This window comes from Sphingomonas sp. GW821-FHT09B04, from assembly GCF_059418285.1.
Genome location: NZ_JBWKPO010000001.1, coordinates 255,597 through 281,064 on the forward strand (window position 1 = coordinate 255,597; position 25,468 = coordinate 281,064).

Annotated in this window: 27 protein-coding genes and 1 tRNA gene; 17 read left to right on the plus strand and 11 right to left on the minus strand. The window is 65.6% G+C overall.

Annotation, left to right across the window (positions count from 1 at the left end; genetic code table 11):
* The first annotated feature begins 8 nt into the window (after positions 1–8).
* The 4 genes from AC07NK_RS01110 (at position 9) to AC07NK_RS01125 (ending at position 4,052) form a co-directional block, all read left to right on the plus strand.
* Entirely contained in the window at positions 9–497 is a 489-nt protein-coding gene (locus AC07NK_RS01110) for an asparaginase domain-containing protein (protein WP_495168728.1), read from the plus strand.
* 141 nt (positions 498–638) lie between these two features.
* Complete coding sequence (kdgD, locus tag AC07NK_RS01115; protein ID WP_495169611.1) at positions 639–1,565, plus strand: 5-dehydro-4-deoxyglucarate dehydratase; 927 nt, start codon at positions 639–641, stop codon at positions 1,563–1,565.
* Positions 1,566–1,584: 19 nt separating this feature from the next.
* On the plus strand, positions 1,585–2,511 hold the full coding sequence (locus tag AC07NK_RS01120) for a LysR substrate-binding domain-containing protein (RefSeq protein ID WP_495168729.1): 927 nt from the start codon (positions 1,585–1,587) through the stop codon (positions 2,509–2,511).
* Positions 2,508–4,052, plus strand: a complete 1,545-nt coding sequence (locus AC07NK_RS01125; protein WP_495168730.1) for a carboxylesterase/lipase family protein — start codon at positions 2,508–2,510, stop codon at positions 4,050–4,052. The genes AC07NK_RS01120 and AC07NK_RS01125 overlap by 4 nt, the downstream gene beginning before the upstream one ends.
* A 135-nt stretch (positions 4,053–4,187) precedes the next feature.
* On the opposite strand, the gene AC07NK_RS01130 is transcribed toward AC07NK_RS01125, so the two are convergent.
* Both AC07NK_RS01130 and AC07NK_RS01135 read right to left on the minus strand, forming a co-directional pair.
* Complete coding sequence (locus AC07NK_RS01130) at positions 4,188–6,017, minus strand: DUF8034 domain-containing protein (protein WP_495168731.1); 1,830 nt, start codon at positions 6,015–6,017, stop codon at positions 4,188–4,190.
* Complete coding sequence (locus tag AC07NK_RS01135) at positions 6,014–7,345, minus strand: MFS transporter (RefSeq protein WP_495168732.1); 1,332 nt, start codon at positions 7,343–7,345, stop codon at positions 6,014–6,016. The genes AC07NK_RS01130 and AC07NK_RS01135 overlap by 4 nt, the downstream gene beginning before the upstream one ends.
* Positions 7,346–7,625: 280 nt before the next feature.
* Between AC07NK_RS01135 and AC07NK_RS01140 the strand changes: the two genes are divergently transcribed.
* Complete coding sequence (locus tag AC07NK_RS01140) at positions 7,626–10,415, plus strand: TonB-dependent receptor (protein WP_495168733.1); 2,790 nt, start codon at positions 7,626–7,628, stop codon at positions 10,413–10,415.
* A 149-nt stretch (positions 10,416–10,564) separates the two neighbouring features.
* Entirely contained in the window at positions 10,565–11,524 is a 960-nt protein-coding gene (gene epsC, locus AC07NK_RS01145) for a serine O-acetyltransferase EpsC (RefSeq protein ID WP_495168734.1), read from the plus strand.
* Positions 11,525–11,546: 22 nt separating this feature from the next.
* On the opposite strand, the gene AC07NK_RS01150 is transcribed toward epsC, so the two are convergent.
* Positions 11,547–11,993 carry an Lrp/AsnC family transcriptional regulator gene (locus tag AC07NK_RS01150; protein ID WP_495168735.1) on the minus strand — a complete coding sequence of 149 codons (447 nt, stop codon included), beginning with the start codon at positions 11,991–11,993 and terminating at the stop codon, positions 11,547–11,549.
* A gap of 175 nt (positions 11,994–12,168) precedes the next feature.
* On the opposite strand from AC07NK_RS01150, the gene AC07NK_RS01155 reads away from it, so the two are divergent.
* Positions 12,169–13,428: a D-amino acid dehydrogenase gene (locus AC07NK_RS01155; protein WP_495168736.1), complete on the plus strand. Its 1,260-nt coding sequence runs from the start codon at positions 12,169–12,171 to the stop codon at positions 13,426–13,428.
* A gap of 91 nt (positions 13,429–13,519) precedes the next feature.
* Here the strand turns inward: AC07NK_RS01155 and AC07NK_RS01160 are convergent, their stop codons facing one another.
* The 7 genes from AC07NK_RS01160 to infA form a co-directional block, all read right to left on the minus strand.
* A complete protein-coding gene (locus tag AC07NK_RS01160) occupies positions 13,520–13,867 on the minus strand; it encodes a hypothetical protein (RefSeq protein WP_495168737.1) in 348 nt (115 codons plus the stop codon).
* Positions 13,864–14,151 (minus strand): hypothetical protein, encoded by a 288-nt coding sequence (locus tag AC07NK_RS01165; protein ID WP_495168738.1) that lies wholly within the window; start codon positions 14,149–14,151, stop codon positions 13,864–13,866. The genes AC07NK_RS01160 and AC07NK_RS01165 overlap by 4 nt, the downstream gene beginning before the upstream one ends.
* A 39-nt stretch (positions 14,152–14,190) precedes the next feature.
* A tRNA-Phe gene (locus tag AC07NK_RS01170) sits at positions 14,191–14,266 on the minus strand.
* A 55-nt stretch (positions 14,267–14,321) separates the two neighbouring features.
* On the minus strand, positions 14,322–14,516 hold the full coding sequence (locus AC07NK_RS01175) for a DNA gyrase inhibitor YacG (protein ID WP_495168739.1): 195 nt from the start codon (positions 14,514–14,516) through the stop codon (positions 14,322–14,324).
* Complete coding sequence (locus tag AC07NK_RS01180; RefSeq protein ID WP_495168740.1) at positions 14,513–15,451, minus strand: ribonuclease; 939 nt, start codon at positions 15,449–15,451, stop codon at positions 14,513–14,515. Before AC07NK_RS01180 ends, AC07NK_RS01175 begins: the two co-directional genes overlap by 4 nt.
* Positions 15,452–15,460: 9 nt before the next feature.
* Entirely contained in the window at positions 15,461–16,030 is a 570-nt protein-coding gene (locus tag AC07NK_RS01185; protein ID WP_495168741.1) for a Maf family protein, read from the minus strand.
* Positions 16,031–16,040: 10 nt separating this feature from the next.
* Positions 16,041–16,259, minus strand: a complete 219-nt coding sequence (infA, locus tag AC07NK_RS01190; RefSeq protein ID WP_066578926.1) for a translation initiation factor IF-1 — start codon at positions 16,257–16,259, stop codon at positions 16,041–16,043.
* Between the two features lie 164 nt (positions 16,260–16,423).
* On the opposite strand from infA, the gene AC07NK_RS01195 reads away from it, so the two are divergent.
* The 7 genes from AC07NK_RS01195 (at position 16,424) to AC07NK_RS01225 (ending at position 20,735) form a co-directional block, all read left to right on the plus strand.
* On the plus strand, positions 16,424–16,996 hold the full coding sequence (locus AC07NK_RS01195) for a NifU family protein (RefSeq protein WP_495168742.1): 573 nt from the start codon (positions 16,424–16,426) through the stop codon (positions 16,994–16,996).
* Positions 16,996–17,586: a malonic semialdehyde reductase gene (locus tag AC07NK_RS01200; RefSeq protein WP_495168743.1), complete on the plus strand. Its 591-nt coding sequence runs from the start codon at positions 16,996–16,998 to the stop codon at positions 17,584–17,586. The genes AC07NK_RS01195 and AC07NK_RS01200 overlap by 1 nt, the downstream gene beginning before the upstream one ends.
* Complete coding sequence (tsaB, locus tag AC07NK_RS01205; protein ID WP_495168744.1) at positions 17,579–18,208, plus strand: tRNA (adenosine(37)-N6)-threonylcarbamoyltransferase complex dimerization subunit type 1 TsaB; 630 nt, start codon at positions 17,579–17,581, stop codon at positions 18,206–18,208. The genes AC07NK_RS01200 and tsaB overlap by 8 nt, the downstream gene beginning before the upstream one ends.
* A complete protein-coding gene (locus AC07NK_RS01210; protein ID WP_495168745.1) occupies positions 18,205–18,681 on the plus strand; it encodes a GNAT family N-acetyltransferase in 477 nt (158 codons plus the stop codon). The genes tsaB and AC07NK_RS01210 overlap by 4 nt, the downstream gene beginning before the upstream one ends.
* Positions 18,682–18,790: 109 nt before the next feature.
* Positions 18,791–19,207 carry a Ros/MucR family transcriptional regulator gene (locus AC07NK_RS01215; RefSeq protein ID WP_495168746.1) on the plus strand — a complete coding sequence of 139 codons (417 nt, stop codon included), beginning with the start codon at positions 18,791–18,793 and terminating at the stop codon, positions 19,205–19,207.
* Positions 19,208–19,342: 135 nt separating this feature from the next.
* Positions 19,343–19,765, plus strand: a complete 423-nt coding sequence (locus tag AC07NK_RS01220) for a Fur family transcriptional regulator (protein ID WP_495168747.1) — start codon at positions 19,343–19,345, stop codon at positions 19,763–19,765.
* 115 nt (positions 19,766–19,880) lie between these two features.
* Positions 19,881–20,735, plus strand: a complete 855-nt coding sequence (locus tag AC07NK_RS01225) for a lysophospholipid acyltransferase family protein (protein ID WP_495168748.1) — start codon at positions 19,881–19,883, stop codon at positions 20,733–20,735.
* A 38-nt stretch (positions 20,736–20,773) separates the two neighbouring features.
* On the opposite strand, the gene AC07NK_RS01230 is transcribed toward AC07NK_RS01225, so the two are convergent.
* Entirely contained in the window at positions 20,774–21,544 is a 771-nt protein-coding gene (locus AC07NK_RS01230) for a L,D-transpeptidase family protein (protein ID WP_495168749.1), read from the minus strand.
* A gap of 242 nt (positions 21,545–21,786) precedes the next feature.
* On the opposite strand from AC07NK_RS01230, the gene AC07NK_RS01235 reads away from it, so the two are divergent.
* The 3 genes from AC07NK_RS01235 to AC07NK_RS01245 all read left to right on the plus strand — a co-directional run bounded on the left by AC07NK_RS01235 (position 21,787) and on the right by AC07NK_RS01245 (position 25,455).
* The gene (locus AC07NK_RS01235) at positions 21,787–22,506 is read left to right on the plus strand and encodes a murein L,D-transpeptidase catalytic domain-containing protein (protein WP_495168750.1); all 720 of its coding nucleotides are present in this window, start codon (positions 21,787–21,789) and stop codon (positions 22,504–22,506) included.
* A 64-nt stretch (positions 22,507–22,570) separates the two neighbouring features.
* Positions 22,571–24,619, plus strand: a complete 2,049-nt coding sequence (locus tag AC07NK_RS01240; RefSeq protein WP_495168751.1) for an NAD(+) synthase — start codon at positions 22,571–22,573, stop codon at positions 24,617–24,619.
* Positions 24,616–25,455, plus strand: coding sequence for a metallophosphoesterase (locus AC07NK_RS01245; protein ID WP_495168752.1), 840 nt, complete (start codon positions 24,616–24,618; stop codon positions 25,453–25,455). Before AC07NK_RS01240 ends, AC07NK_RS01245 begins: the two co-directional genes overlap by 4 nt.
* The last annotated feature ends 13 nt before the right edge of the window (positions 25,456–25,468 follow it).

Sequence of the window (25,468 nt, forward strand, 5' to 3'; positions counted from 1 at the left end):
GCGCGCGCATGGCAGACATCCTGATCCTCACCACTGGCGGCACCATCGACAAACTCTATTTCGATGCGCTGAGCGAATACCAGATCGGCGACAGCGTCGTTGCGCGCCTGCTCGCGGTCGCGCGCTCGGCGCTCGACGTCCGCGTGGTCGAGCTGATGCGCAAGGACAGCCTCGAGCTGACCGATGCCGATCGCGCGACGATTGCGCAGGCGGTGCGCGATGCGCCCGAAGATCGTATTGTCATCACCCATGGCACCGACACGATGACCGATACCGCCGCGGCCCTGAAGGACATCCCCGGCAAGCGCGTTGCGCTGCTCGGCGCGCTCGCCCCAGCACGCTTTGCCGAGAGCGACGCCGCGTTCAACCTCGGCATGGCCTTTGCCACAGTGCAGGTCGCCGCCGAGCCGGGTGTGTGGATCGCGATGAACGGAACGGTCTTCGCAGCGGGCAGCGTGCGCAAGGACCGCACCCGCAACAGCTTCGTCCCAATCTGATCTCCCCCTGATCGATCCAAGTCGCGCATCGATTGATGGCGGCTTTGGTTTGGACGCCCGCGCGCCGACCCAATAGTCACACCCTCGAAGCGTTTCGCGCATCGATGCGGAACGGCGACTTGGGAGACGCATGTGACGACGATGAGCCCGGCCGATATGGGCCGCAGCCTTGGCCAGGGCCTTCTTTCCTTCCCCGTCACGCATTTCGACGCCGACGGCCGGTTCGACGAAGCCCCCTATCGTGCGCATTGCGCATGGATGCTCGAGCATGATCTGGCCGGCCTGTTCGCCGCAGGCGGCACCGGCGAGTTCTTCTCGCTCACCCCGGCCGAGGTGGTCGAGGTGGTGAGAGCCGCTGTCGCCGAGGGGCAGGGCAAGCTCCCGGTGATCTCGGGCTGCGGCTACGGCACCGCCATCGCGACCGAGATTGCGCGCGGCGCCGAAGCTGCGGGTGCCGACGGCCTGCTGCTTCTGCCCCCCTATCTGGTCGGATCGAGCCAGGAAGGTCTTGCCGCACATGTCGAGGCGGTATGCCGCTCGACCGGGCTCGGCGTGATCGTCTATAATCGCGACAATGCCGTGCTCAACGACGACACCCTTGCGCGGCTGTGCGATCGCAACCCCAACCTCGTCGGCTTCAAGGACGGCGTCGGCGATATCGAGCTGATGACGCGCGTCTTCCTGCGGATGGGCGATCGCCTCACCTATATCGGCGGCCTCCCCACCGCAGAGACCTTCGCGACGCCCTATCTGACAATGGGGGTCACCACTTACTCCTCGGCAATCTTCAACTTCATGCCGCAATGGGCACTGGCCTTCTACGCTGCGGTGCGCGCAGGCGATCACCAAGAGGTGCAGAAGCAATTGCGCGACTTCGTGATGCCCTATCTCGCCCTGCGCAACCGCGGGCGTGGCTATGCGGTGTCGATCGTCAAGGCAGGGATGCGCGTGGTCGGCCGCGACGCCGGGCCGGTGCGCACCCCGCTCACCGACCTTACGGCCGAGGAGCAGGACGAGCTGCGCGTACTGGTCGAGCGGGCATCCGGCCCGCTCGCCAAAGCCGCCTGAGGGCGCCGTGAGCCTCGGCGTGACAGGACTTGCCGCGCCGCGCTACACCGGCGCCATGTTCGAGCTCAGCCAGCTCCGCTGCTTCGTCGCCGCGGCCGAAGAACTCCATTTCGGCCGCGCCGCCATACGCCTCAATATGACGCAATCGCCGCTCAGCCGGCAGATCCAGCTGCTCGAGCGCATTCTGGGCGTCACCCTGCTCGAACGCACCAGCCGCCAGGTCAGCCTGACCCCCGCGGGCCATGTTTTCCTGATCGAGGCGCGACGCATCGTCCGCCTCGCCGAAAGCGCGTCGCTCTCCGCGCGCCGCGTAGCCAAGGGCGATGCAGGCAAGGTCGCAATCGGCTTCACCGCGGTCTCGGGCTACAGCCTCGTCCCCCAGATCGTCGCGCAGGCGCGCGCGAGCCTGCCCAATATCGACCTCGAGCTGCGCGAGATGGTGAGCGGCGATCAGGTCGATGCCCTGCTCACCGGGCTGATCGATATCGGCTTCGTCCGCCCGCCGGTCGACCGGCACGAATTCGATACACTGTGCGTACTGCGCGAACCGTTGCTGGTTGCGCTCCCGCCCGGCGATCCGCGACAGGGCGAGCCGGCACTGTCGCTCGACGCATTCGATGGCGAGCCGCTGATCATGTATGCGCGGCAGGGCGCCGGCTATTTCCACGACATGCTCGTTCGCCTGTTCGACGATGCCGGGGTGACGCCGAGCTATGTTCAGCATGTCACGCAGATCCACTCGATGCTCGGCCTTGTCCATGCCGGGCTCGCCGCGGCGATCGTACCGCAATCGGCATCGGGGCTTCATCTGATGGACGTCCAGTTCCGCGCGCTGCGCACCGAGCCCGAGGCGCCGGTCGAGCTGCACATGGCGTGGCGGCGCGACAACGCCAATCCGGCGCTCGAGCCGATGCGCCTGCTCTGCGCACAGATGGCGGGGGCATGATCGGTCGCCGCGCGCTACTCGGCGCGCCGTTGCTGATTCCCGCCGCGGCATGGTCTGCTCAGTCCGCCGATCCGGTTGCCACCACACGCTACGGCCGTTTGCGCGGGACCAGCGAGCGCGGCGTGCTCGTCTTTCGCGGGGTACGCTACGGTGCCGACACGCGCCCGCGCCGCTTCGAGCGCGCGCTGCAGCCCGGACCCTGGCTCGATATCGTCGACGCCCTGCACTACGCGCCGGCCGCACCACAGACTCGCGCCGAGGAACCGACCAGCGAGGATTGCCTGTTCCTCAACCTCTGGACCCCGGCGCTCGATCGCGGGCGGCGTCCGGTGATGGTCTATTTCCATGGCGGCGGCCACGCGCACGGTTCGGGGTCGGACCCGCTCTATGATGGCGCGAGCCTCGTCCGCCGCGGCGATGTCGTGGTGGTCACGCTCAACCACCGGCTTGCAGGTATCGGCTATGCCTATCTCGCCCAGCTCGGCGGCCCGGCGGAGTCGGGCAATGTCGGCAATCTCGACATCGTCCTCGCGCTTAAGTGGATACGCGACAATATCGCGGCATTCGGCGGCGACCCGGATCGGGTGATGATCTTCGGCCAGTCGGGCGGCGGGGCCAAGGCGGTGACGCTGATGGCAATGCCCGAAGCGCGGCCGCTGTTCCACCGCGCCGCGACGATGAGCGGCCAGCACGTCACCGCCGCGGGTCCGCGCAATGCGACGATCCGCGCGCGAGCGTGGATGGAAATGGCGGGCGCGAAGAGTGTCGCCGAGCTCAAGGCGCTTCCGGTCGAGCGGCTGGTCGAGGCGATGGCGATGACCGACCCGATCGAGCGCAAGGGCGAGATCAGCTTCACCTCGACGCTCGACCACCATGTCCTCCCGCGCCACCCCTTCGTCCCCAACGCCCCGCGCGAGGCGGCGCATATCCCGCTGATTGCCGGCAACACGCATGACGAGACCGGGCTGTGGATCGCCGACTGGCTGAAGCGCGGCGACACCGATTGGGACAATCTGGCCGAGCGCATCGGCACGCAGATCACCAAGGACGTCGTCCCCGACTGGGTGGTGCAGCGCTACAGGGCAATCTATCCCGAGAAGACCCCCGGCCAGATCCTGCTCGCAGCGACCACTGCAGGCCGTTCCTGGCCCGGCCATCTCATTCAGGCTGAAGAGCGCGCGAAGATCGGCGCACCGACATGGATGTACCAGCTCGACTTTCCTTCACCCGAAGCGGGCGGCGTGCTCGGCGCCTTCCACACACTCGATATCCCGCTGGTGTTCGACAACACCGCTGCAAGGGGATCACGCACCGGCAATACCCCCGTCGCAAGCCGGCTCGCCGGGCGGATGGCCGACGCCTTCATCGCCTTTGCCCGCACCGGCGACCCCAATTGCGCGAGTGTGCCGGCGTGGCCGCAGTTCACGCTCGAGCAGCGGCAAACGATGATCTTCGACACCGACACGCGCGTCGTAGCCGATCCACGTCGCGAGGAACGCCTGCTCTGGTCGGTCGCACCCTATATCAAGCCCGGCGGATAATCCTCTAGCGCGTCATCCCGGCCTTGTGCCGGGAGCCACCGTGACGCGAGTTATGGACAAGAGGCTCAATCGCATCGCGCGCGGCATCGTGGATCCCGGCACAAGGCCGGGATGACGAAACCCACCAACCGCGGCCTAGCGATCCCAGGGGAACGCCAGCGTCGGCATATTGGCGTAGCGCCGCATCGCAATCTTCAGCCGCGCGCCGCAGCCCGGCTCCAGCCGCAGCGTGAAGGCCCGCCCGCCGACCGGTACCTCCTGTCCGTCGAGTGTTACCGTCTCCATCCGGTGCTCGGCATAAGCGCCGCCCTGAACCACGATCGTCCGCGCGACCTTGCCGAGATTGACCAATGTAACCTGCGTCGAGGCATCGCCCAGCGTATGGACCAGCGCCGCGACATCCTCCGGCACTCCCGCGCGCCGCCGCTCGGGATCGAAATAGCGCAACCGGCAATGCAGCACGACGCCGCCCTGATTGGGTGAGGTCGACGACCAGGGCGGGCGGGCGATGTGCATGCCGCCGGTCATCAGCTGGATCAGACTTTTGACGCTCGCCGGGGTCTTGTCGAGCGGCCAGTCGGCGAGCCGCGTGTCGCGCGTGGTGGTGTCCTCACGCATCCTTTTCTCGCGTTCGGCGACCCGCGCGAGATCGGCATTGAGCGCCTCGACCGGATAGGCCTCGTTCTTGCCATGCAGGAACGACACCCAGGGATTGTCGCCCGCCAGTTCCAGATCATTGGCCCGCTGGGTGACGTACCAGATCTCGAAGCCATTGGTGCGATAGGGGCCGGGCTTCCACCCGTACCAGCCGTCCGCGCCATACATGGTCGGCGTCTCGAACCGGCCGTCACGCTGGCGCCCGGCGTCGTTGATCCGGGCGTTCTGGCGCCGCCACACTTCGATGTAGGCGCTGTCGCCGGTGAGCAGCGTGCCATTCAGGAACGCGGTGATCGATCGCGGCACGCGGTTGCGGTCCTCGCGCTTGCCGGTCTGCGGCACGATCGGAGAGAAGCCCCAGCCATAGACCCCGCCCCACCAGTCGCGCGCGGCCTTGCCGTCGAGCCCGACCTTGCTCGGCACGATGCCGCCATTGGCGCTGGCGCGGCTCACCCAGGCGTCGAGATAGTCGAGCGCCCAGCGCCGGTAGCGCTCGCCCCCGCCCAGCGCATAGGCGTTGAGAGCCAGCGTCGTCGCCTGCAGGTTGAGCGGGTTGTCGCCGACCACATCGGTATACTCGACATAGTGATCGAGCGTCTCCTGATAGGTAGACTCGCCATGCTCCATATGGAAACGCTCACCCGCCTCGAACGGGTCGCCCGCCCAGTCCAGCGCGGTGGCATCGCGCATCATCGGCCCGCGGCTGCCGTTCATCACGCTGCGGATGATGCGGTGCGCGGGGTCGTAATTGCGCACGCTCGCGTCGTGCCCGGTGTAAAAGTCCGCAAACCGCCGGGTGCGCGCGATCAGCGCCGGGTCGCGGGGGGCGGAAAGGCCCAGCACGTTGAACGTCGTCAGCCCCTCGGCATTATGCTGCCAGTCCATCTGCACCGGGAAGTCGCGGTGATACATGCCGGCCCTTGCGATCGGCACATCGACCGTCCGCATCGCCGCATATTGCCGCAGATGCCCTTCCCAGAAGCGCTGGGTCAGCGTGAGGATGCGGTCGGGCGCGCCGAGCGCATGGAGGATCGCCCAGTCGTTGGTCGCTTCCGCCGCGTCGTCGGGACCGTCATTGGCGCCCCAGCGTTCGAACACCAGCAGATGATCGCGCCGGTCGACATATTTGGCATAGAAGGCCTCGCACGCCTCCGCGTTACGCGCGATCAGCTTGCGCTGAAGCAACGCCCATTCGGGTGCCGCCATCGGCGTGGCGACCACCAGCCGGACCTTTGCCGCCAGCGCTGCGGCAGGAACCAGCGTCGCTGCAGCGCCGCCGAGCAACAGGCCTCTGCGATCCACCCTCATTCGCCGATCTGCATGCGACGGATCGGGCCCGCGACGACGAGGAAGGCAAAGATCGTCAGCAAACAATGCGCGCCGACGAACACCAAAGCCCAGTCGAACGATCCGGTCGCCGCGACGATGAAGCCCACCACGATCGGCGTGACGATCCCAGCCATGTTGCCGAACATGTTGAACACCCCGCCCGACAGCCCCGCGAGCCGCTTTGGCGCGACATCAGCCATCACTGCCCAGCCGAGCGAGGCGACACCCTTTCCAAAGAAGGCGACCGACATCAGCGTTACCACCAGCCACTCCTGCTCGGCCCACACGCAACCGATGATCGCAGTGGCGAGCAGCATCCCCACCGTCAGCGGCCCCTTGCGTGCCCAATCGAGCGACCCGGTGCGCTTGAGGATACGGTCGGAGATATAGCCCCCGGCAAGCCCGCCGACAAAGCCGCACAGCGCCGGCGCCGCAGCGGCGAAGCCCGCCTCCATGATGTTCAGCCCGCGCTCCTTGACCAGGTAGATCGGGAACCAGGTGACGAAGAAATAGGTCAGAACATTGATGCAATATTGGCCGAGATAGATGCCCAGCATCATCCGGTTGGCGATCAGCTTGCCGACATTGCCCCAGTCGAATGCCGCCGCCTTGCCGGCGCCGCCATCCTCCATATGAATCAGGCCGCCCCCCGCCTCGATATGGTCGAGCTCGGCTTGGTTGATCGACGGATGGCGCGCGGGGCTATGGATGAAGCGCAGGAACACCGCAGTCGCGATCAGCCCGAGCACGCCCATCACCCAGAAGATCGACCGCCAGCCATAGCTGTGCGCGAGCCAGCCCATCAGCGGCGCGAACGCGACCAGCGAGAAATATTGCGCCGAATTGAAGATCGCCGAAGCGGTGCCGCGCTCGGCCGATGGGAACCACGACGCCACCAGCCGTGCATTGCCGGGGAAGGACGGCGCTTCGGCAAGACCCACCAGAAAGCGTAGCGCGAACAGCATCGCCACCGCGGGCAGGAACGCGATCATTCCCGCAAAGCCCTGCAGCGCGGTGAATACCGACCACAAAGCGATCGCCGCGGCATAGACGCGCTTGGTGCCGAATCTGTCGAGCAGCAGCCCGCCCGGCACCTGCGCGAGCACATAGGCCCAGGCAAAGGCGGAGAGGATGAAGCCGGTCTGAATCGCGTTCAGCCCCAGCTCGTGCGCCGCCGCGCTCCCCGCGATCGAGAAGGTTGCGCGATCGGCATAGTTGACGCTGGTGATGATGAAGATCAGCGCAATGATCGCGTATCGCACATGCGTCGGGCGCGACTCTGTCGCCGGGGTGCGCTGGTCGGTCACGCGTCGCTCTCCTCATGCCCGCGCGTCGGATGCGCATGGTCCTTATTGCGGTTAGTCGGTAACCGGGGCAGCGGAGCGGGTCCAAGACAAAGAGCGGGACGATCAAGTCGCAAACTGGCTGGATCGACATGAGGTTCGCCAGCGCCGAGACACGATCAGTGCGCGTCGCGCATCGATCCATGTTCGATTGGCGTTGGCCTCGCCGCCCCGGTCCCGCCTAGCAGAACATCGCAATCGGCTCGTCCACGAAGCCGTACACAGCTACCGAGGGGAGTCTGAAATGTCCCGTGCCCATGTCCTGAAATCCGTGTTCGCGCTGTCGGCTGCGGTTACCGCCCTTTCCGCCGCACACGCCCAGACCGCACCGGATCAGCCCCCCGCGGAAACCGCCACGCCCACCGAAGCCGGCCAGGAAGTGATCGTCACCGGCTTCCGCGAAAGCCTCAGCAGCGCGCTCAACATCAAGAAGCGCGAGACCGCCGCGGTCGATGCGATCAAAGCCGAGGACATCGCCGAATTCCCCGACCTCAACCTCGCGGAATCGCTTCAGCGCATCCCCGGCGTTGCGATAAGCCGCGTCAATGGCGAAGGCCGCAACATCTCGATCCGCGGCCTTGGCCCCGATTACAGCCGCGTGCGCATCAATGGGATGGAAGCGATCGGCACCACCGGCGGCACCGACAATTCGGGCGGCGTCAACCGCGGCCGCGGCTTCGACTTCAACATCTTCTCGTCGGACCTGTTCAACAGCCTCACGGTCCGCAAGACCGCGACCGCCGATGTCGAGGAAGGGTCGCTCGGTGGCACTGTCGATCTCCAGATCGCGCGCCCGTTCGACTATCGCAAGCCGACTGCGGTGTTCTCTGCCGGAGTGAGCTATAACGACCTTGCGCAGAAGGCGACGCCACGCGTCTCCGCCCTGCTCACCACCACCAGCCCGGACGGCAAATTCGGCGCACTCGTCTCTATCGCCTATGAGGAACGCCGTCTCGTCGAGGAAGGTGCCAACATCACGCGCTGGACCTATGGCGGGTTCAACGGTGGGTTCAACGCCGCGTCGACCATCGCCGGCAAGACGATCGCGCAGATTAACGACACCAACCCCGAAACCGCGCTCTATCATCCGCGCATCCCGGGCCTCGTCAGCTACGACATCGCCCAGAAGCGTCTCGGCGCCGCGATCGCGCTGCAATATCGCCCAAGCGATGCAACGCTGATTTCGATCGACGGTCTCTATTCGCGCCTCGACGGCACCCGCAAGGAAGCGCAGTTGCAGGCGATCGGCTTCAGCCGCTCGGGATCGGGCAAGCCTCAGACGATCATCCGCTCGGGCACGGTCGACAGCAACAACAACATCATCAGCGGCACGTTCGACGCGGTCGATCTGCGCGTGCAGGCCCGCTACGATGAGCTCAAGACCGACTTCTACCAGCTTACCGGCACACTCGATCAGAAGCTGGGCGAGAATCTCAAATTCGGCGCGATTGTCGGCTATTCGCGCTCCGAATTCCGCAATCCGGTGCAGACCACTGTGACGCTCGACGCCGCCAACACCAACGGCTTTTTCTACGATTTCTCGACCCGCTTCCCGACGATCAAGCCGGGTGTCGACGTCACCAACCCGGCGACCTTCGCCTTCACCAATGGCACCTCGGAAGTGCGCATCCGGCCGCAGTCGGTCGACAACAGCTTCACCAACGCCAAGGGCTTCCTTGAATGGACCGCGAGCCCGGTTCTGAAGCTCAAGGCCGGGGCGGACTGGCGACGTTTCGACTATGATTCGAGCGAGCGCCGCCGCCTCTCGGGCGAAACCGTCGTAACCACACTCACCGCTGCGCAGATCGCACCGCTGGTCACCCAGTTCACCGGCTTCGGCCGCGGCCTCGCTATGCCCTCAGGCACCCCGACCGGCTGGGTGGTACCCAATCTCGACGCCTTCCTCGCCTATCTCAACGCGCCGACCAATCCGACCTACGCCACCGGCGGGATCGAGAACGCCACCGCGCGCGGATCCTTCGTCACGGTGCGCGAGGATGATCTCGGCGTGTGGGGCATGGCCGAGTTCAACCTTGCCGACGCGGGCTTCCCGCTGCGCGGCGATGTCGGCGTCCGTTACGTCAAGACCGACCAGCTCTCGACCGGCTATGCCAGCCAGGGCGGCACGGTGAACCTCGTCACCGCCGACCGCAGCTACGACCGCTGGCTGCCCTCAGCCAATCTGGTCTTCGACGTCACCGACACGCTGCTCGTCCGCTTCGCCGCGGCCAAGACGATCGCGCGCGCCGGGATCGGGTCCCTCACCCCGGGCGGCAACCTCAACGTCTCGGGCGGCAACCGTACCTTCAGCTCGGGCAATCCGGACCTGACGCCGACCGAATCGACCAATCTCGACGCGTCGATCGAATGGTATCCCACGCGCGGCGCAATCTATGCGGTCTCGGCGTTCCAGAAGGATATCGGCAGCTTCGTCCAGACGCTCAGCACCGGCGTCCCCTTCTCCAGCCTCGGCCTGCCCGATTCACTGCTCACCGGCACCACCGCCTCGCCGTCGGACATCTTCATCGTCAGCCAGCCGGTCAATTCGAAGGGCGGCATGCTGCGCGGGTTCGAAGTGAATATCCAGCAGCCCTTCACCTTCCTGCCGGGCTTCCTCAAGAATTTCGGGGTGCTGGCGAACTACACTTACGTCGATTCCGACATCGAGTACCGCCTCTCCGCCACGGGCACCGACAGCGTCACCGCGACCTTGCTCGGCCTGTCCAAACACGCCGCCAACGCGACGCTCTATTACGAGACCGAGAAATTCTCGATCCGCGGCTCGATCGCCTATCGCTCGAAATATCTGACCGCAGTGCCGGGGACCGAGGGCAACGCCTATAACGGCACCAACGCGACAACCAATATCGACGCGCAAATCTCCTACAACCTCACCGACAAGATCAAGCTGAGCCTCGAAGGCATCAACCTGACCGACGAGCTCAACGACCAGTTCGTGGACGAGACCAACCGGCTCAACGTGCTGACGCACAGCGGCCGTCAGTTCGTGCTGAGTGCCCGCGTGGCGTTCTGATCCTCCCTTTCAAGCAGAACGCCGTTCGCACATTCCCTGGCCAGCCGCCCTCCCGCGGCTGGCCGTTTTTTGATCTGCACGAACCAAAACTATCTTTCCGTGCCGCACATTTCCTATCAATTTGATAGGCGAATAGTGAGGAATGGACGATGGGCAGGGAACAGGCAGCGGCAGAGATTTACCCGCGCAATCTGGACCGGGTAGTCACGGGCCTGCGCGAAGCCCGTCGCGACTGGCGGCAAGGGCATGACCGCCATGCCGAGCAGGGCATCGAGTTCCCGTCGCGCCGCGTGCTCGCACGGTTGTTGCGTGAGCTCGGCACCGCGCTGTTCCCGCTGCGCCTCGGCCCGCCCGAGCTGACCGCCAGCAACGAGAATGCCTGGGTCGAGGCCACGCTCGAATCGACCCTGTCGCAGCTTGGCGCGCAGATCGAGCTCGAGTTGCGCATCGCCCGCCCCGGAATCTCACGCGTCGAAGAGGGCTATGCCGTCGAGCATATCCTCACCGACTTCGCCGAAAGCCTGCCCGGCATCCGCCGCCTGCTCGATGCCGATGTCGCCGCGGGCTATGCCAACGATCCCGCCGCGCGCAGCGTCGACGAGGTGCTGCTCTCCTACCCCTCGATCGCCGCAATCATCCACCACCGCCTCGCGCATTGCCTCCATGCGCTCGGAGCGCCTTTGGTAGCGCGCATCATCGCCGAGATCGCGCACAGCGAGACGGGGATCGACATTCATCCCGCTGCGGCGATCGGGCGCAGCTTCTTCATCGACCACGGCACCGGCATCGTCATCGGTGAGACCGCGGTGATCGGCGACCGCGTCCGCATCTATCAGGGTGTGACGCTGGGCGGAGCGCCGCTCGCGGCCGGCGCCGCGCACGCCGCCAACCACCGCACCCGCCGCCACCCGCAGATCGGCGACGATGTCGTGATCTTCCCCGGCGCAGTGCTGCTCGGCCCGATCGCCGTGGGCGCGCGCAGCCGCATCGGCGGCAATGTCTGGCTGAGGAACGATGTGCCGGAGGACAGTCTGGTCGAACTGCCTGCCCCGATCGTCGCGCTCAATCCCCCGGCGGCGGATCGGCAGCCCGCGCCGCATCGCGGATAGTCTCACCGGATTCGCCGCGCGATCAGCCCCTGCGGTGACTCCGCATGGCGAAGCTCGAGTTGATGCGCGAGACCCCCGGCAGCCGCGACAGGACATCGCGATGGAAGTGCGAATAGTCTTCCATGTCCGAAACCCGCAGCCGCAACAGATAGTCGCCCGCACCGCTCAGGAGGTACCATTCGCGGATCTCCGCGTGTCTGCGCATCGCCGCCTCGAAGCGCGTGAGATACTCTTCCGTCTGCCGCTCCAGCTCGACCTGCACAACGGCGTCGATGCCCTCTTCGGGATCGCCGCCCGAGATGATCGCCGTGTACCCGCGGATGACGCCGCTGCGCTCCAGCATCTTGAGCCGCCGAAGGCACGCCGACTCCGACAGGCCCACCTCCTTTGCCAGCGCGCTGTTGGTGACGCGCGCGTTCAACCGCAGCTGGTTCAGGATGCGGCGGTCAACGGCATCGAGCGCACTCACGGCATATTCCTCCACAAATTCGCAGAAACTTTGACAGTCCCCCAGATTTAACAGGTTTTAACGCAGAATTCGTCGATAATTCGCACCCGCTTCATCCACATTCCCGCCCGGCGAACCACCACCGCCCCGCGCACGCGGGCAACAATTACATCAAACTGATGTCGGGAGAGATGCGTTGAAGGCCGTGATCCTTGGAGCGGGCGTCATCGGCGTCACCGCAGCCTATTATCTCCGGCGCGCGGGACACGAGGTCGTCGTGGTCGATCGTCAGCCTGGCGCAGCGCTCGAGACCAGCTTCGCGAACGCGGGCGAAGTTTCGCCCGGCTACGCCTCGCCCTGGGCAGCGCCCGGCATCCCGATGAAGGCGATCCGCTGGCTGATGATGCGGCACGCTCCGCTGATCCTGCGCCCGACCTTCGATCCCGCCATGCTGCGCTGGCTGGCCGCGATGCTCCGCAACTGCACCACGGCGCGATACGCCCTCAACAAGAGCCGCATGGTCGGGCTCGCTGAGTTCAGCCGGGATGAACTGACGGGCATCCGCGCATTGCTGGACATCGCCTATGACGAACGCGCGCAGGGCACGCTGCAGCTGTTCCGCACGCCCAAGCAGATGGACGGGAGCGCCAAGGACATGGATGTCCTGCGTTCCTACGGCGTCCCGTTCGAGCTGCTCGACCGGGATGGCTGCGTTGCCGCCGAACCCGGCCTCGCCGCGTCGCGCGACCGGATCGAGGGCGGGCTTCGCCTTCCCAATGACGAGACCGGGGACTGCCATTTGTTCACGACCCGGCTGGCCGAGCGGCTGGCGTCCGCCGGCGTCGAGTTCTGCTTCTCGACCGATATCCACCGGCTCGAGGAACAACAGGGCGCGATCAGCGGCGTGCAGACGAGCAAGGGCCTCATCCGGGGCGATGCCTATCTGCTCGCGCTCGGCAGCCACTCGCCGCTGCTGGCACGCCAGGTCGGCCTCCGGCTGCCCGTCTATCCGGTCAAGGGCTATTCGATCACCGTGCCCGTGGCGGATCCTGACGCTGCCCCCGTCTCGACCTTGCTCGACGAGACGTTCAAGATCGCCATCACCCGGCTTGGCGGGCGCATTCGCGTGGGAGGCATGGCCGAGATCTCGGGCTACGACAATTCGCTTCCGGAGCGCCGCGAGGCGACCTTGCTGCACTGCCTCAACGATCTGTTCCCGTCGGCAGCTGGCCGCGGCGAGACCAATTTCTGGAGCGGCCTGCGTCCGATGACACCCGACGGCCCGCCGATCATTGGACCAACCCGCCTGCCCAACCTCTTCCTCAACACCGGGCATGGAACACTCGGCTGGACAATGGCCTGCGGCTCCGCAGCCGTCACCGCCGCAGTGATGACCGGCGAGCGCCCGCCGATCGACATCCAGGGCCTCGGCCTCGACCGCTACGCCCGATCCTGAACGCGCAAGCGAATGCCAGATCGATCGGGCGCCGTCTCGAGGATTGGTGCGGAAGGACATGGTGCGTGTCCGTTCCCGTCACGCGATAACGCTAAAAGCGGATGAAGATGATCTGGCAGAATGTGTTACCGCTCGCCGACACCGGCGCTGCAACCACAGACACAACCTTCTCTGACATATATGCAGAAAGAAGTGCGCTGACATAGGCTTCGTAATTGGAATCGGTTGGCTCCAAGAACGCCCAGTTGGGACCGCCCGTACACATCGTCGGATTACCGACCAACATTACACGAAAGCCATAATTTCCGCCCGAAGTGACCTCCACCGTCGCGATCTTCGCCGTCGAGGACGTTTGTTGAGCGGACGCGGGTATGGCCGATACTGTACAGGCGAATGCCGCGAGCGCTGCCGTGAATGAACGTCGGATCATATCTGTCATCCAATTTGCCTGGTTGGGAACACTCGCCTGCCGTGCCGCATGAGCGATACCTGACCTCTATGCAATTCAAAGTAACCGCATAGTTTATGCTCCCGAGATAAGATCTCGCTGGCAGAACGTGGCACCTTTTCCTGCAGATGAAAGCTGGCATGCACGAAAAGCCCGTAAAGTCCGCCGTCGCTACTGGAGTGCATATCGACAAGACGATGGATCAGCTTGAACGAAACATCGGCGCCGTTTTCTGATGCGATTGCAGCAGAATGCGCGCACGCATCCTGCGCCATGCAGCGCCTTCTAGAAAACCAATGATTTCAGGCGACTAATGGTGCCCGGGGACGGATTCGAACCGCCGACACTGCGATTTTCAGTCGCATGCTCTACCAACTGAGCTACCCGGGCCCAACCGGCTAAGCCGGGGACTTTATGCGTCCGGATTGAACCGGAAGGCGCGCTCTTAGTCGGGGCTTTCGCCCCTGTCCAGCCTGCTTTGCGCACCTTCGGCATCATCGGGGTCGATCGCGGCGCCGGGCAGGCGATAGCCGTCGCCCAGCCATTGCAGCAGATCGCGGTCCTTGCAGCCGCGGCTGCAAAAGGGTTTGAACGCCGGGTCGGGGGTATTGCCACAGATCGGGCAGTCGTCGCGTTTCACGTTTGCTCCAAAAATTCTGTGCGCCCGCCGGTGCGGCGGTGCAGCTGCGCGACCCATTCGGGTTCGCGCTCGAGCCGCCGCAATAGTGCCGGATGCAGCATATGGGTATCGGGCGCGGGCGGGGGAAGCCGCTCAAGCCGCCGCAGCTCGGCCCGCAGCGCAGCGCCCGCAGGATCGGCGGCGAGCAGCTCGGGCAGCGACATGCGCGATTTGCGCCGCACGATCTGAAGGAAGCCGAAGCCGTTCATCGCGGTCCGCTCGAACGGCTGCGGCAGCGCCGCATCGATCGCCTCGGCCACCGCGTTGCGCTCGCTTTTGTTGGCCAGTGTCGGGAAGTCGATGCCGATCGATCCCGCGATCCCCAGCCGCTCCATCGCCGCTGCGACAGCGTGTGCGGCATCGACCGACAGCGTGCCCAGCGGCGGACCGCCATCGACGTCGAACAGGGTCATCGCCGGGGTCAGCGCCACCCGCAGCGCGCCGGTTGCGAAGCCGATCTCGCCGGTTCGTGCTTCCTCCAGCACTTCGGACCAGCCCGCGTCTTCGAGCGCATCGGGCTCGTGCGCGCGCAGCTGCCGCACCGGCAGTCCGCTCGCGCTGATCCGTGCCAGCAGATCAGGTCCCGCTGCGGGTGCGGCATCGAGCGCGGGAACCGCCTTGGCGAGCTTGGGGCGCCCGCGTTCGGCGATCGATTCGCGGACGATGCGGACGATGAACGATGCGCCCTGCGTCACCCGCGGCGGCAGCGGGTCGCACAATGCTTCCTCACCGCTTTCGAGCATGACCTTGCCGGTCGACTTGTCGATCAGCCGGGCCCTGGCAATTGTCCCGCTACGCAGCCCCGGCAGTTCGATCCGCGCTTTCCGAATGGTGCCGCGCGCGACCAGCGCCGCACGATTCTCGCCGATTCCGGCCTCGTAGAGCCACTCAGCCAAGCGCCAGACTCATGACAAGGGATATCCAGCGCTCTCCAGCAGCGCGCGGGTCTCGAACACCGGCAGGCCCACCACCCCGGAATGGCTTCCCGACAGGAAGCGCACAAACGCTTCGGCGCGGCCCTGAATCGCATAGCCGCCGGCCTTGCCCATCCCCTCGCCGCTCGCGACATAGCGATCGATCTCGGCGTCTGTCAGCCGCTTGAACGCGACGACCGTGTCTGAAAGCCGCATCCGCGCCTTGCCCGCGCCGTCGATCAGGCAGACCGCGGACAGACAATGGTGCCGCCGTCCCGACAACAGCCCCAACATCCGCCGCAGGTCCGCCTCGTCCTCGGGCTTGCCCAGAATGCGGCGACCGACGGCGATGGTGGTGTCGCCCGCCAGCACGATCTCGTCGTCGTCGCGCGCGACCGCCTGCGCCTTGCCCAGCGCGATGCGCTGCGCATAGGCGCGCGGCAGCTCGTCCCTGAGCGGCGTCTCGTCAATGTCGGGCGCGGCAATTCTGTCGGGCGTCACGCCGATCCGGGCAAGCAGATCGCGGCGGCGCGGCGATGTCGAGGCCAAGACGAGCCGCATGGCCCGGGCCTTACTTGAAGCGATAGGTGATGCGGCCCTTGGTCAGGTCGTACGGCGTCAGTTCGACGAGCACTTCGTCGCCCACCAGTACGCGGATGCGGTTCTTGCGCATCTTGCCGGCGGTGTGGCCGAGAATCTCGTGATCATTTTCAAGCCGGACGCGAAACATCGCGTTGGGGAGAAGCTCCACAACGCGGCCGCGCATTTCAAGCAGTTCTTCCTTGGCCAAACAAACCTCATGCGATCGATAGAGAAAAAGACGCGGTGCCTTACGCTTCCTCGCCTCAAAAGGGAAGCGCGACCGTTTCGGGCACCAAATGGCTACAGAGGTGGCAACAATCGGTTTCCCGTTGCTCGCTTGATGCGGGACACGTTCAGGCCCAAATGGGGGGCATGTTGATCGAGACAGAAACCACGCCCAACCCGGCGACCCTCAAATTCCTGCCCGGCCGCACCGTGATGGATGCCGGCACCCGCGATTTCGCGACTCCGGAGGAGGCCGAGGCGTCGCCGCTCGCTGAGGCGCTGTTCAACCTCGGCGATGTCACCGGCGTGTTCTTTGGCCGCGACTTCATCTCCGTGACCGCCGGCCCGGGCGTCGAATGGCCGGGCCTGAAGCCCGACGTGCTCGGCATTCTGCTCGATCATTTCAGCGCCAGCATGCCGCTCTTCCGTCCGGGCACCGCTGCAGGCTTTTCGGTTCCTGCCGAAGACGCCTTCACCGACGATCCCGAAGACGCCGATATCGTCGCCCAGATCAAGGAACTGATCGAGACGCGCGTCCGCCCCGCAGTCGCCAATGACGGCGGCGACATCGTCTATCGCGGCTTCGACAAGGGCAAGGTCTACCTCCAGATGCAGGGCGCCTGCGCCGGCTGCCCCTCATCCACCGCGACACTCAAGAACGGGATCGAACAATTGCTCAAATACTACGTCCCGGAAGTCACCGAAGTGCGTTCGGTCTGATGGGAACGCCGCTCGACGAGGCCGGCCTCGACACGATCTTCCGCACCGCACGCACCTACAATGGCTATCTCCCCGGCGAAGTGACCGAAGCGGATATCCGCGCGATCTATGAGCTGCTCAAGATGGGGCCGACCTCGGCCAACATGCAGCCCGCTCGGTTCGTCTGGTGCCTGTCGCAGGAAGCGAAGGACAAGCTCGCCGATTGCGCGACCGGCGCCAACCCGCCCAAGATCCGCGTTGCGCCCGCTGCCGTCGTGATCGGAATGGATTATGATTACCACGAACAGCTTCCCTGGCTGTTCCCGCACACCGACGCGAAGAGCTGGTTCCCCGATCCCGAGGCGCGCGAGATTCACGCACTGCGCAACGGCTCGCTTCAGGGCGCCTATCTGCTGATCGCGGCGCGCGCACTGGGGTTCGATACCGGCCCGATGTCGGGAATCGACTTCGAGGCGACGGATCGCGCCTTCTTCGCCGATCAGCCCTCGGTCCGCACCAATTTCATTGCCACCATCGGCCATGGCGATCCGGCAAGCATCTTCGGTCGCAGCCCGCGGCCCGAATTTGGGCAGTTCAACCAGATTGCCTGACGCGCCGCTCACCCTCGTCATCGAAACCGCTACTGCCGCCTGCTCGGTCGCGTTAATCCGCGGCGGAACGGTCGTTGCCGAGCGCCATGCGGAGGTCGGCCGCGGCCATGCCGAGCGGCTGATCCCGATGATCGCCGAGCTTCCCGATGGCGGCCGCGCGGATCGCATCCTGGTCGATTGCGGCCCTGGCAGCTTCACCGGCATCCGTGTCGGCATCGCCGCCGCGCGCGGTCTGGCGCTCGGCTGGGGGACGCCGGTCAGCGGCTTTTCCTCGCTCCCGCTCGTCGCCGCCGCCGGCTTCGCCGCCGATCCGGCACTGGCTGCGCTTGCCGTCGCGCTCGAAGGCGGACATGGTGAGGTGTTCATGCAGGCCTTTACCCGCCCGCTGGCCGAAACCGGGCCGTTCGCCTCGCTCAAGCCTGAGGCCGCCTTGGCCGCGCTCGCCGGTCGCACCGCCATCGGAAACGGCATCCGTCACCTCGCCGCGCTCGATCCGTCGCTCGATCTGCGCGACACGTTGCCACACGCCGCCCATGCCGCATTGCTCACGCCCGGCTTCACCGCGCTCGACCCGCGTCCGATCTATGGCCGGGCGCCGGACGCCAAGCCGCTGGCGACATGAGCGCGGCGCCGCAGATCATCGAAATCGTCCACGGCACTCCGGCCGATATCGCCACGCTCAACGCGATCATGGCCGACGCGTTCGACCCACGCTTCGGCGAGGCCTGGACTCCCAGTCAGTGCATGGGGATGATCGCGCTGCCCGGCGTGTGGTTCAGCATTGCGTGGAGCGGCAATCGCCCCGCGGGCTTCGCACTCGCCCGCGTTATCGCGGATGAAGCGGAGCTGCTATTGCTCGCGATGCGCCCGGCGATGCGCCGCCGCGGGATCGGCACAGCATTGCTCCGGTCTATCGTCGCAGATTCGCACGAACGCGGCGCCGATTTGCTGCATCTCGAAGTGCGCGCCAACAATGAAGCCGTGCGGCTATATCATAACCAAGGCTTCAAAAAGGTCGGAGAGCGCCGCGATTACTATCGCGGCAATGACGGTAAGCTGTTCGACGCGCACACCTTTTCAAAACAGATCGCCTGAAATCGACGAAATGCATTACAACTGCACTTGCAATCGCTCCATTCCCGATCAATAGCGCACAAAGCGGCGTGTAATCTTGCGGCCGCGGCACCCGTACGAAAGGATCACTATGGACGCTCAGAACGACCTGCAGGAAACGCTGGTCACGCTGACCGCGGACATCGTCGCGGCACATGTCAGCAACAACAGCGTTGCGGTTTCGGATCTTCCGCTGCTGATCTCGAACGTGCACGGCGCGCTCACGGGTCTTGGCACCAAGGCGCCTGAGCCCGAAGCGAAGAAGCAGGAGCCGGCGGTTTCGATCCGTTCGTCGATCAAGCCCGACTATATCGTCTGCCTTGAGGACGGAAAGAAGCTCAAGATGCTCAAGCGCCACCTGATGACGCATTATCAGATGACGCCGGAACAGTATCGCGCCAAGTGGAACCTCCCCGCCGACTATCCGATGGTTGCGCCCAACTACGCTGAACAGCGCCGCACCCTCGCCAAGAAGATTGGCCTCGGCACCAAGCGCCGCAAGCGCTAAAGCCCTCCGATCGAGGGCGGTGCCGACCCGGCACCGCCACTCCGGCAACGACGCCGGTCCGGGCCATTGCCCGGGCCGGCGTTGTTCGTTCTTGCTCCCCTTTTTTATCGGCGTGATTGTCGCTACATCACCGCCATGGCCCGCAAGATCGATCTCGAAGCCCTTTGTCACGAAAAGGGCCTCCGCATCACCGAGCAACGCAAGGTGATTGCCCGCGTCCTCTCCGAAGCGGAGGATCATCCCGACGTCGAGAAGGTCTATGCCCGCGCATCGGCGATCGATCCCGGCATCTCGATTGCGACGGTCTATCGTACCGTCCGCCTGTTCGAAGAGGCAGGAATCCTCGACCGCCATGATTTCGGGGACGGCCGGGCGCGCTACGAACCGGCACCCGAAGCCCATCATGATCACCTGATCGATGTCGAGACGGGCAAGGTCATCGAGTTCGTCGATCCCGAACTCGAGCAACTCCAGAAGCTGATTGCCGAGCGGCTGGGCTTCCGGCTGGTCGACCACCGCATGGAACTCTACGGCGTCGCCCTCGACCGCAAGACCTGATCTGCCGCTCTCCCTTCTCCGTTCGTGCTGAGCTTGTCGAAGCCCTGTTCTTTCCGCGCAGCGCAAGACGAACAGGCCAGCGCTTCGACAAGCTCAGCACGAACGGGGGGATAGCGTGACGGAACGCCTTGCGGATCGCCGTCTCGCCGCTGCGCGCGGCGAGCAGACCAGGCTCACTCCGACCGAGGCCTTTCGCTTCTGGCGGCGAATCGGCTTGCTGCTGCTCACCCTGCTCACCCATGTGCCGATGCACTATTTATGGCGGCTGCTGCGCCTGCCATCCCCCTGGCCGCGCTGGTTCCTGCGACGCGTCGGGCGGATCGCGGGGGCGCGAGTCGAGGTGATCGGCACCCCGCTCCGCCGTGACGTTTTCTACATCTCGAACCACCTATCGTGGATCGACATCCTCGCGCTCGGTGGCGCGAGCGGCACCGCTTTCGTCGCCAAGGCAGAGATCGGCGCAACTCCGGTTGTGGGATGGCTCGCGGGGCTCAACCGCACCGTCTATGTGAAGCGCGAGAACCGGATGGGCGTCGCCGAACAGATCAACCAGCTTCGCGATGCGCTCGCCGACAACTGGGCAATCGCCGTCTTCCCCGAAGGCACCACGACTGACGGCCACTCGCTGCTTCCGTTCAAGACGCCGATGCTCCGCGTCCTCGAACCGCCGCCGCCCGGGGTGATGGTACAGCCGGTACTACTCGACTACGGCGCCGTCGCCGAAGAGATCGGCTGGGTCGGCGACGAGGGCGGGATCAACAACGCCCGCCGTGTGCTCGCGCGCCGGCACAGCTTCCCGCTGCGCATCCACTTTCTCGACCCCTTCGATCCGCGCGACTTTCCGGGCCGCAAGGCGATCGCCGCGGAAAGCCGCCGCCGGATCGAGGAGGCGCTGGTCGTCGCTTTGGGCGGTCCGCTCCGCCCCTTCGCCTGGTCGGTCGCCCCGGTGAATTACGCGCCGCCTGCGTGACGGGTTAGCCGCAACGACTTCAGCGAAGCTGAGAAACCTTAACGCCGCTTGTCTGGAGCCTGCTGCACCACCGGCTCCAGCGGCGCGAAGACGACACCGCCCTCGCTCACCACATCGCGTGTTTCGACCACCGGGATGATGACGTCGTTACTTGCGGTCACCTGATCGAACCCGCCCACCTGGAACACCGCAGGGTCGGTGCTCAGGAACGGCGGAGGATCGGGGGCTTTCGCCACCTGTTCGGGAACCAGCCGTGGAACGCCTCGGCGCACGCGCGGGTCCTCGATCTCGTAGTTCACGATCGAGACCGGTGCGCCCAGTTCGGTAAGCTCGAACAATCGCCGCGCGAATTCGCGCGGAAATCGGATGCAGCCATGCGATGCCGGATAGCCCGGCAGCACCCCGGCGTGCAGCGCGATGCCAGTCCAGGTCAACCGTTGCATGAACGGCATCGGTGCGTTGCTGTAGAGATTGGAGCGGTGGAATTCGCGCTTCTGCAGGATGGTGAAGTCGCCCGCCGGAGTCGATTTGCCGCGCTTGCCCGTCGAAACCGTCGAGGCCGCGATCAGCACCCCGTCGCGATAAACATAGGCGATCTGCCCCGGCAGGCTGATCAGGATCGAAATCGACCCCGGTCCGCCGGCCTTCTGAAATGCGCCGTCCTCCAGCCACGCCCATTGGCCGTTGCGCAGCAGCAGTTCCTCGCCTCCGACCGCGCGAACCTGCTGAGCGGCGGCTGGCATGGCAGCGGCAAGCGCAAAGCCCAGTCCCCCCGCCAGCATCACCCGAAACCGCATCCGCACAGCCACGATTCTCCGCCTCGACTCGCCAATGGTTAGCAGCGCTTCAACCAAACGGGTGCCACGCAGTTCCGGCGTTTCAAAGCCGAATCCGTGATCGGCGCGGTCCCGTTCCGGGCCGGGCCCGAACGACAAACCGGGCCGCAGACGGGGTGAACGGGTGTATTTTAGGGAACTTGTTCAGGGGAATCGGAAGATTCATTTGCTATATTCTGTTGCAGAGCGAGTTTTAGTCGGGGCGCAGACAGCGCATGAATGAACTGGTCAACGCGGTCGCTTCGCGCCGCGCATTTTTGAAGTCGGCGGCTGCGGTCGCGGGTACGGGTTTGCTTGCGGGTTGCGCAGCACGCAGCGTCACCACGGCCGCCGTTCCCGCGCCGGCCGCACCGGTTGCGGTGCCCGCACCACCGGTCGCGACGCCGATCATCCAGCCGGTCCAGATCACCACCGCCCCGCGCGGCATCCGGCCCGAACTGTTCCAGCGCGCGATGGCTGCGCTCCAGCGCCACGGCAGCCGCATCCGCCAGCAGGACCGGATCGCGATCGCCGATTTCTCGATTCCGTCGTCGCGGCTACGCTTCCACTTCGTCGATCTGCACAATGGCGCGACGCGGTCGATGCTCGTCTCACACGGCATCGGATCGGATCCCGGGCATACCGGCATGCTCCAGCATTTCTCGAACGAGGTGAATTCGGAGGCGACCTGCGAAGGCGCGTTCCTCGCCTCCAACTATTATGTCGGCAAGCATCAGCTCTCGCAGCGGCTGATCGGGCTCGACGCCACGAACAACAACGCGCTCGACCGGGCGATCGTGATCCACGCCGCCTGGTATTCGAACGCCGACATGATCGCCAAGCACGGCAAGCTCGGCCGCAGCCAGGGCTGTTTCGCCGTGGGTGAGAACGAGCTCGACAAGGTCTTCACCCTGCTCGGCGAAGGCCGGATGATCTACGCCGAAAAGACCGCCTGACGCTCTAGTGGCGTCGGCGCGCCCGAGCCGCTACATCCCCGGCAACTGACGGGACAGGCGGCAGATGGCAAAGCATCCATTCTATTCGATCCATTCGCACGGGCTGGTACGCGTCGGTGCCTGCACCCCGCGCGCGACCGTTGGCGACATCGCCGCCAACACCGCCTCGCACATTGCGCTCGCGAAACAGGGTGACGCTGCGGGCGCCGACCTGCTTGTCTTCACCGAACTCGGCATCACCGGCTATGCGCTCGACGATCTGCACCTGCAGGACGCCATTTTACGCGCCACGCGTCAGGGCCTCGCTGATCTGGTCGCCGCCAGCACGAAGCTGCGGCCGGCGCTGGTCGTCGGCGCCGTGCTCGAGCGCAACGGCCGCCTCTACAATTGCGCCGTGGTGATCGCGCGCGGGCGCGTGCTGGGGGTCGTCCCCAAGACCTTCCTGCCCAATTATCGCGAATATTATGAGAAGCGCTGGTTCGCCTCGGGCCTTGGCCTGTCCGGCGAGATCGAGATCGCGGGCCAGACCGTGCCGTTCGGCCCCGACCTGATCTTCGCCGCCGACGACCTCCCCGACTTCGTCTTCCATGCCGAGATTTGCGAGGATTTCTGGGCGCCGATCCCGCCCTCTACCTATGGCGCGCTCGCGGGCGCGACGATCCTCTGCAACCTCTCCGCCTCCAACGTCACCATCGGCAAGGCACGCCAGCGCGCGATGCTCTGCGCAGCGCAGTCGGAACGCGCCGCCGCGGCCTATATCTTCTCCGCCGCCGGGCCGGGCGAGAGCACCACCGATCTCGCCTGGGACGGGCAGAGCCTGATCCACGAGCTGGGCGAGCAGCTCGCCGCTTCGGGCCGCTTCGACCTCGAGGAAGAGCTGGTCCTCACCGATATCGACGTCGCCCGTATCCGGCAGGAGCGGATGCGCAACGGCACCTTCAACGACAGCGCCGCCGCACTCGGCCACCCCGAAACCGAATTCCGCCGCGTCGCCTTCCATCATGATCCGGGCTTCGACGACATCGGGCTGCACCGAAAGATCCGCCGCTATCCCTTCGTCCCCAACACCCCCGAAAAGCTCGACGAAGATTGCTACGAAGCCTTCAACATCCAGGTCGAAGGCTTGCGCAAGCGCATCGAATCGACCGGGTCACAGCGGCTCGTCATCGGGATCTCGGGCGGTCTCGATTCCACCCACGCGCTGATCGTCGCGGCCAGAGCGATGGACCGTCTCGGCCTGCCGCGCGCGAACATCCTCGGCTTCACCATGCCCGGCTTCGCAACCGGTGAAGGGACCAAGGCCAATGCCTGGGCGCTGATGAAGGCGCTCGGTATCACGGGAGAGGAAATCGACATCCGCCCGGCGGCGAACCAGCTGCTCACCGACATGGGCCACCCCTATGCGACAGGCGAACCGGTCTACGACATCACCTTCGAGAATGTGCAGGCGGGCCTTCGCACCGACTATCTCTTCCGCCTCGCCAACCAGCGCGGCGGCTTCGTCGTCGGCACCGGCGACCTCTCCGAGCTGGCACTCGGCTGGTGCACCTATGGCGTCGGCGATCACATGTCGCACTACGCCGTCAATGCGGGCGTGCCCAAGACGCTGATCCAGTTCCTGATCCGCTGGTGCGTCGCGACCGACCAGTTCGACGCCGCGACCGACAAGATCCTGGAAGCGATCCTCGCGCAGGAAATCTCGCCCGAGCTGGTGCCTGCCGACGCCGACGGCGCGATGCAGAGCACCGAGAGCAAGATCGGCCCCTATTCACTCAATGACTTCTTCCTCCATTATACCGTGCGTCAGGGCGCGCCCCCTTCGAAGATCGCCTTCCTCGCCTGGCATGCATGGAAGGACGCCGCGGCGGGCGACTGGCCGATCGGCATTCCGGCCGCTGCACGCACGCAATACGACCTCCCCACGATTCGCTTTTGGCTGGAAAAGTTCCTCGTCCGCTTCTTCATCACCAGCCAGTTCAAACGCACCGCGATTCCCAACGGGCCGAAGGTCTCGCCGGGTGGAGCGCTTTCGCCACGCGGCGACTGGCGTGCGCCGTCGGACAGCACGGCCAGACCCTGGCTCGATGAGCTGGAAGCCAACCTCCCCAAGTGAAGCGCATCCTCGTCGTCTTGCTGCTGCTCGCGCTGGCGGTGCCGGTGCTTGGCTATCGCAACGCCATCGCCGATCCGGTTGTGCGGTCGGCCAATGTCGCCTTCCAGAGCTGGCCCGCGGGTACGCCGCCGGTCCGTGTCGCACTGCTCGCCGATCTCCATGTCCAGGGTCCAGACCTCAGCCCCGAGCGCATGGCGCGCATCGCAGCGCAGGTGAACGCACAGGAGCCCGACCTCATCCTGATCGCAGGCGATTTCAGCGGCGACCGCACGCTGCGCACGCGCCTCTATTCGGAGGCCGAGATCGCCGCCTCGCTCAAGAGCCTCAAAGCACCGCTCGGCATCTATGCGGTACTGGGGAATCACGACCATTGGCGCGATGGACCGACGATGCAGCGCGCGGTCACCGCCGCGGGCATCCCCGTCCTCGTCAATCAGGCAGTGCGCGCCGGGCCGCTCACCATCGCCGGTGCCGACGACATCCACACCCGCAACGCCGATATCGAGGCGCTCACCCGTTCCGCCGCCGCACTTCCCGGCCCTACCGTCGTGCTGAGCCACAGCCCAGACATCACCCCCGTCCTTCCCCCGCAATTCGGGCTGGTGCTCGCCGGGCACACCCATTGCGGCCAGATCGTGCTCCCGCTGGTCGGCTACCTCGCTACCGCATCGCGCTATGGTGAGCGCTATGCCTGCGGCATGATGCGTGAGCGCGGGCGCACCACCATCGTCTCGGCGGGGATCGGCACCAGCGTGCTGCCCTTCCGGTTTGGCGCTCCGCCCGATTTCTGGATGATCACGCTAGGCCCTCTCGCGCCCGCCGCATCGCCGCGCTAGGTTCCGCGCCGCC

Bases quoted from the DNA above. Each gene is read 5' to 3' on its own strand.
- AC07NK_RS01125 (WP_495168730.1), top strand. From the start codon at position 2,508: ATGATCGGTCGCCGCGCGCTACTCGGCGCGCCGTTGCTGATTCCCGCC.
- AC07NK_RS01195 (WP_495168742.1), top strand. From the start codon at position 16,424: ATGTTGATCGAGACAGAAACCACGCCCAACCCGGCGACCCTCAAATTC.
- AC07NK_RS01130 (WP_495168731.1), bottom strand. From the start codon at position 6,017: ATGAGGGTGGATCGCAGAGGCCTGTTGCTCGGCGGCGCTGCAGCGACG.
- AC07NK_RS01160 (WP_495168737.1), bottom strand. From the start codon at position 13,867: ATGACAGATATGATCCGACGTTCATTCACGGCAGCGCTCGCGGCATTC.
- AC07NK_RS01185 (WP_495168741.1), bottom strand. From the start codon at position 16,030: ATGCGGCTCGTCTTGGCCTCGACATCGCCGCGCCGCCGCGATCTGCTT.
- AC07NK_RS01140 (WP_495168733.1), top strand. From the start codon at position 7,626: ATGTCCCGTGCCCATGTCCTGAAATCCGTGTTCGCGCTGTCGGCTGCG.
- AC07NK_RS01235 (WP_495168750.1), top strand. From the start codon at position 21,787: ATGAATGAACTGGTCAACGCGGTCGCTTCGCGCCGCGCATTTTTGAAG.
- epsC (WP_495168734.1), top strand. From the start codon at position 10,565: ATGGGCAGGGAACAGGCAGCGGCAGAGATTTACCCGCGCAATCTGGAC.
- AC07NK_RS01210 (WP_495168745.1), top strand. From the start codon at position 18,205: ATGAGCGCGGCGCCGCAGATCATCGAAATCGTCCACGGCACTCCGGCC.
- AC07NK_RS01240 (WP_495168751.1), top strand. From the start codon at position 22,571: ATGGCAAAGCATCCATTCTATTCGATCCATTCGCACGGGCTGGTACGC.
- kdgD (WP_495169611.1), top strand. From the start codon at position 639: ATGAGCCCGGCCGATATGGGCCGCAGCCTTGGCCAGGGCCTTCTTTCC.
- AC07NK_RS01110 (WP_495168728.1), top strand. From the start codon at position 9: ATGGCAGACATCCTGATCCTCACCACTGGCGGCACCATCGACAAACTC.
- AC07NK_RS01200 (WP_495168743.1), top strand. From the start codon at position 16,996: ATGGGAACGCCGCTCGACGAGGCCGGCCTCGACACGATCTTCCGCACC.
- AC07NK_RS01165 (WP_495168738.1), bottom strand. From the start codon at position 14,151: ATGGCGCAGGATGCGTGCGCGCATTCTGCTGCAATCGCATCAGAAAAC.
- AC07NK_RS01220 (WP_495168747.1), top strand. From the start codon at position 19,343: ATGGCCCGCAAGATCGATCTCGAAGCCCTTTGTCACGAAAAGGGCCTC.
- AC07NK_RS01215 (WP_495168746.1), top strand. From the start codon at position 18,791: ATGGACGCTCAGAACGACCTGCAGGAAACGCTGGTCACGCTGACCGCG.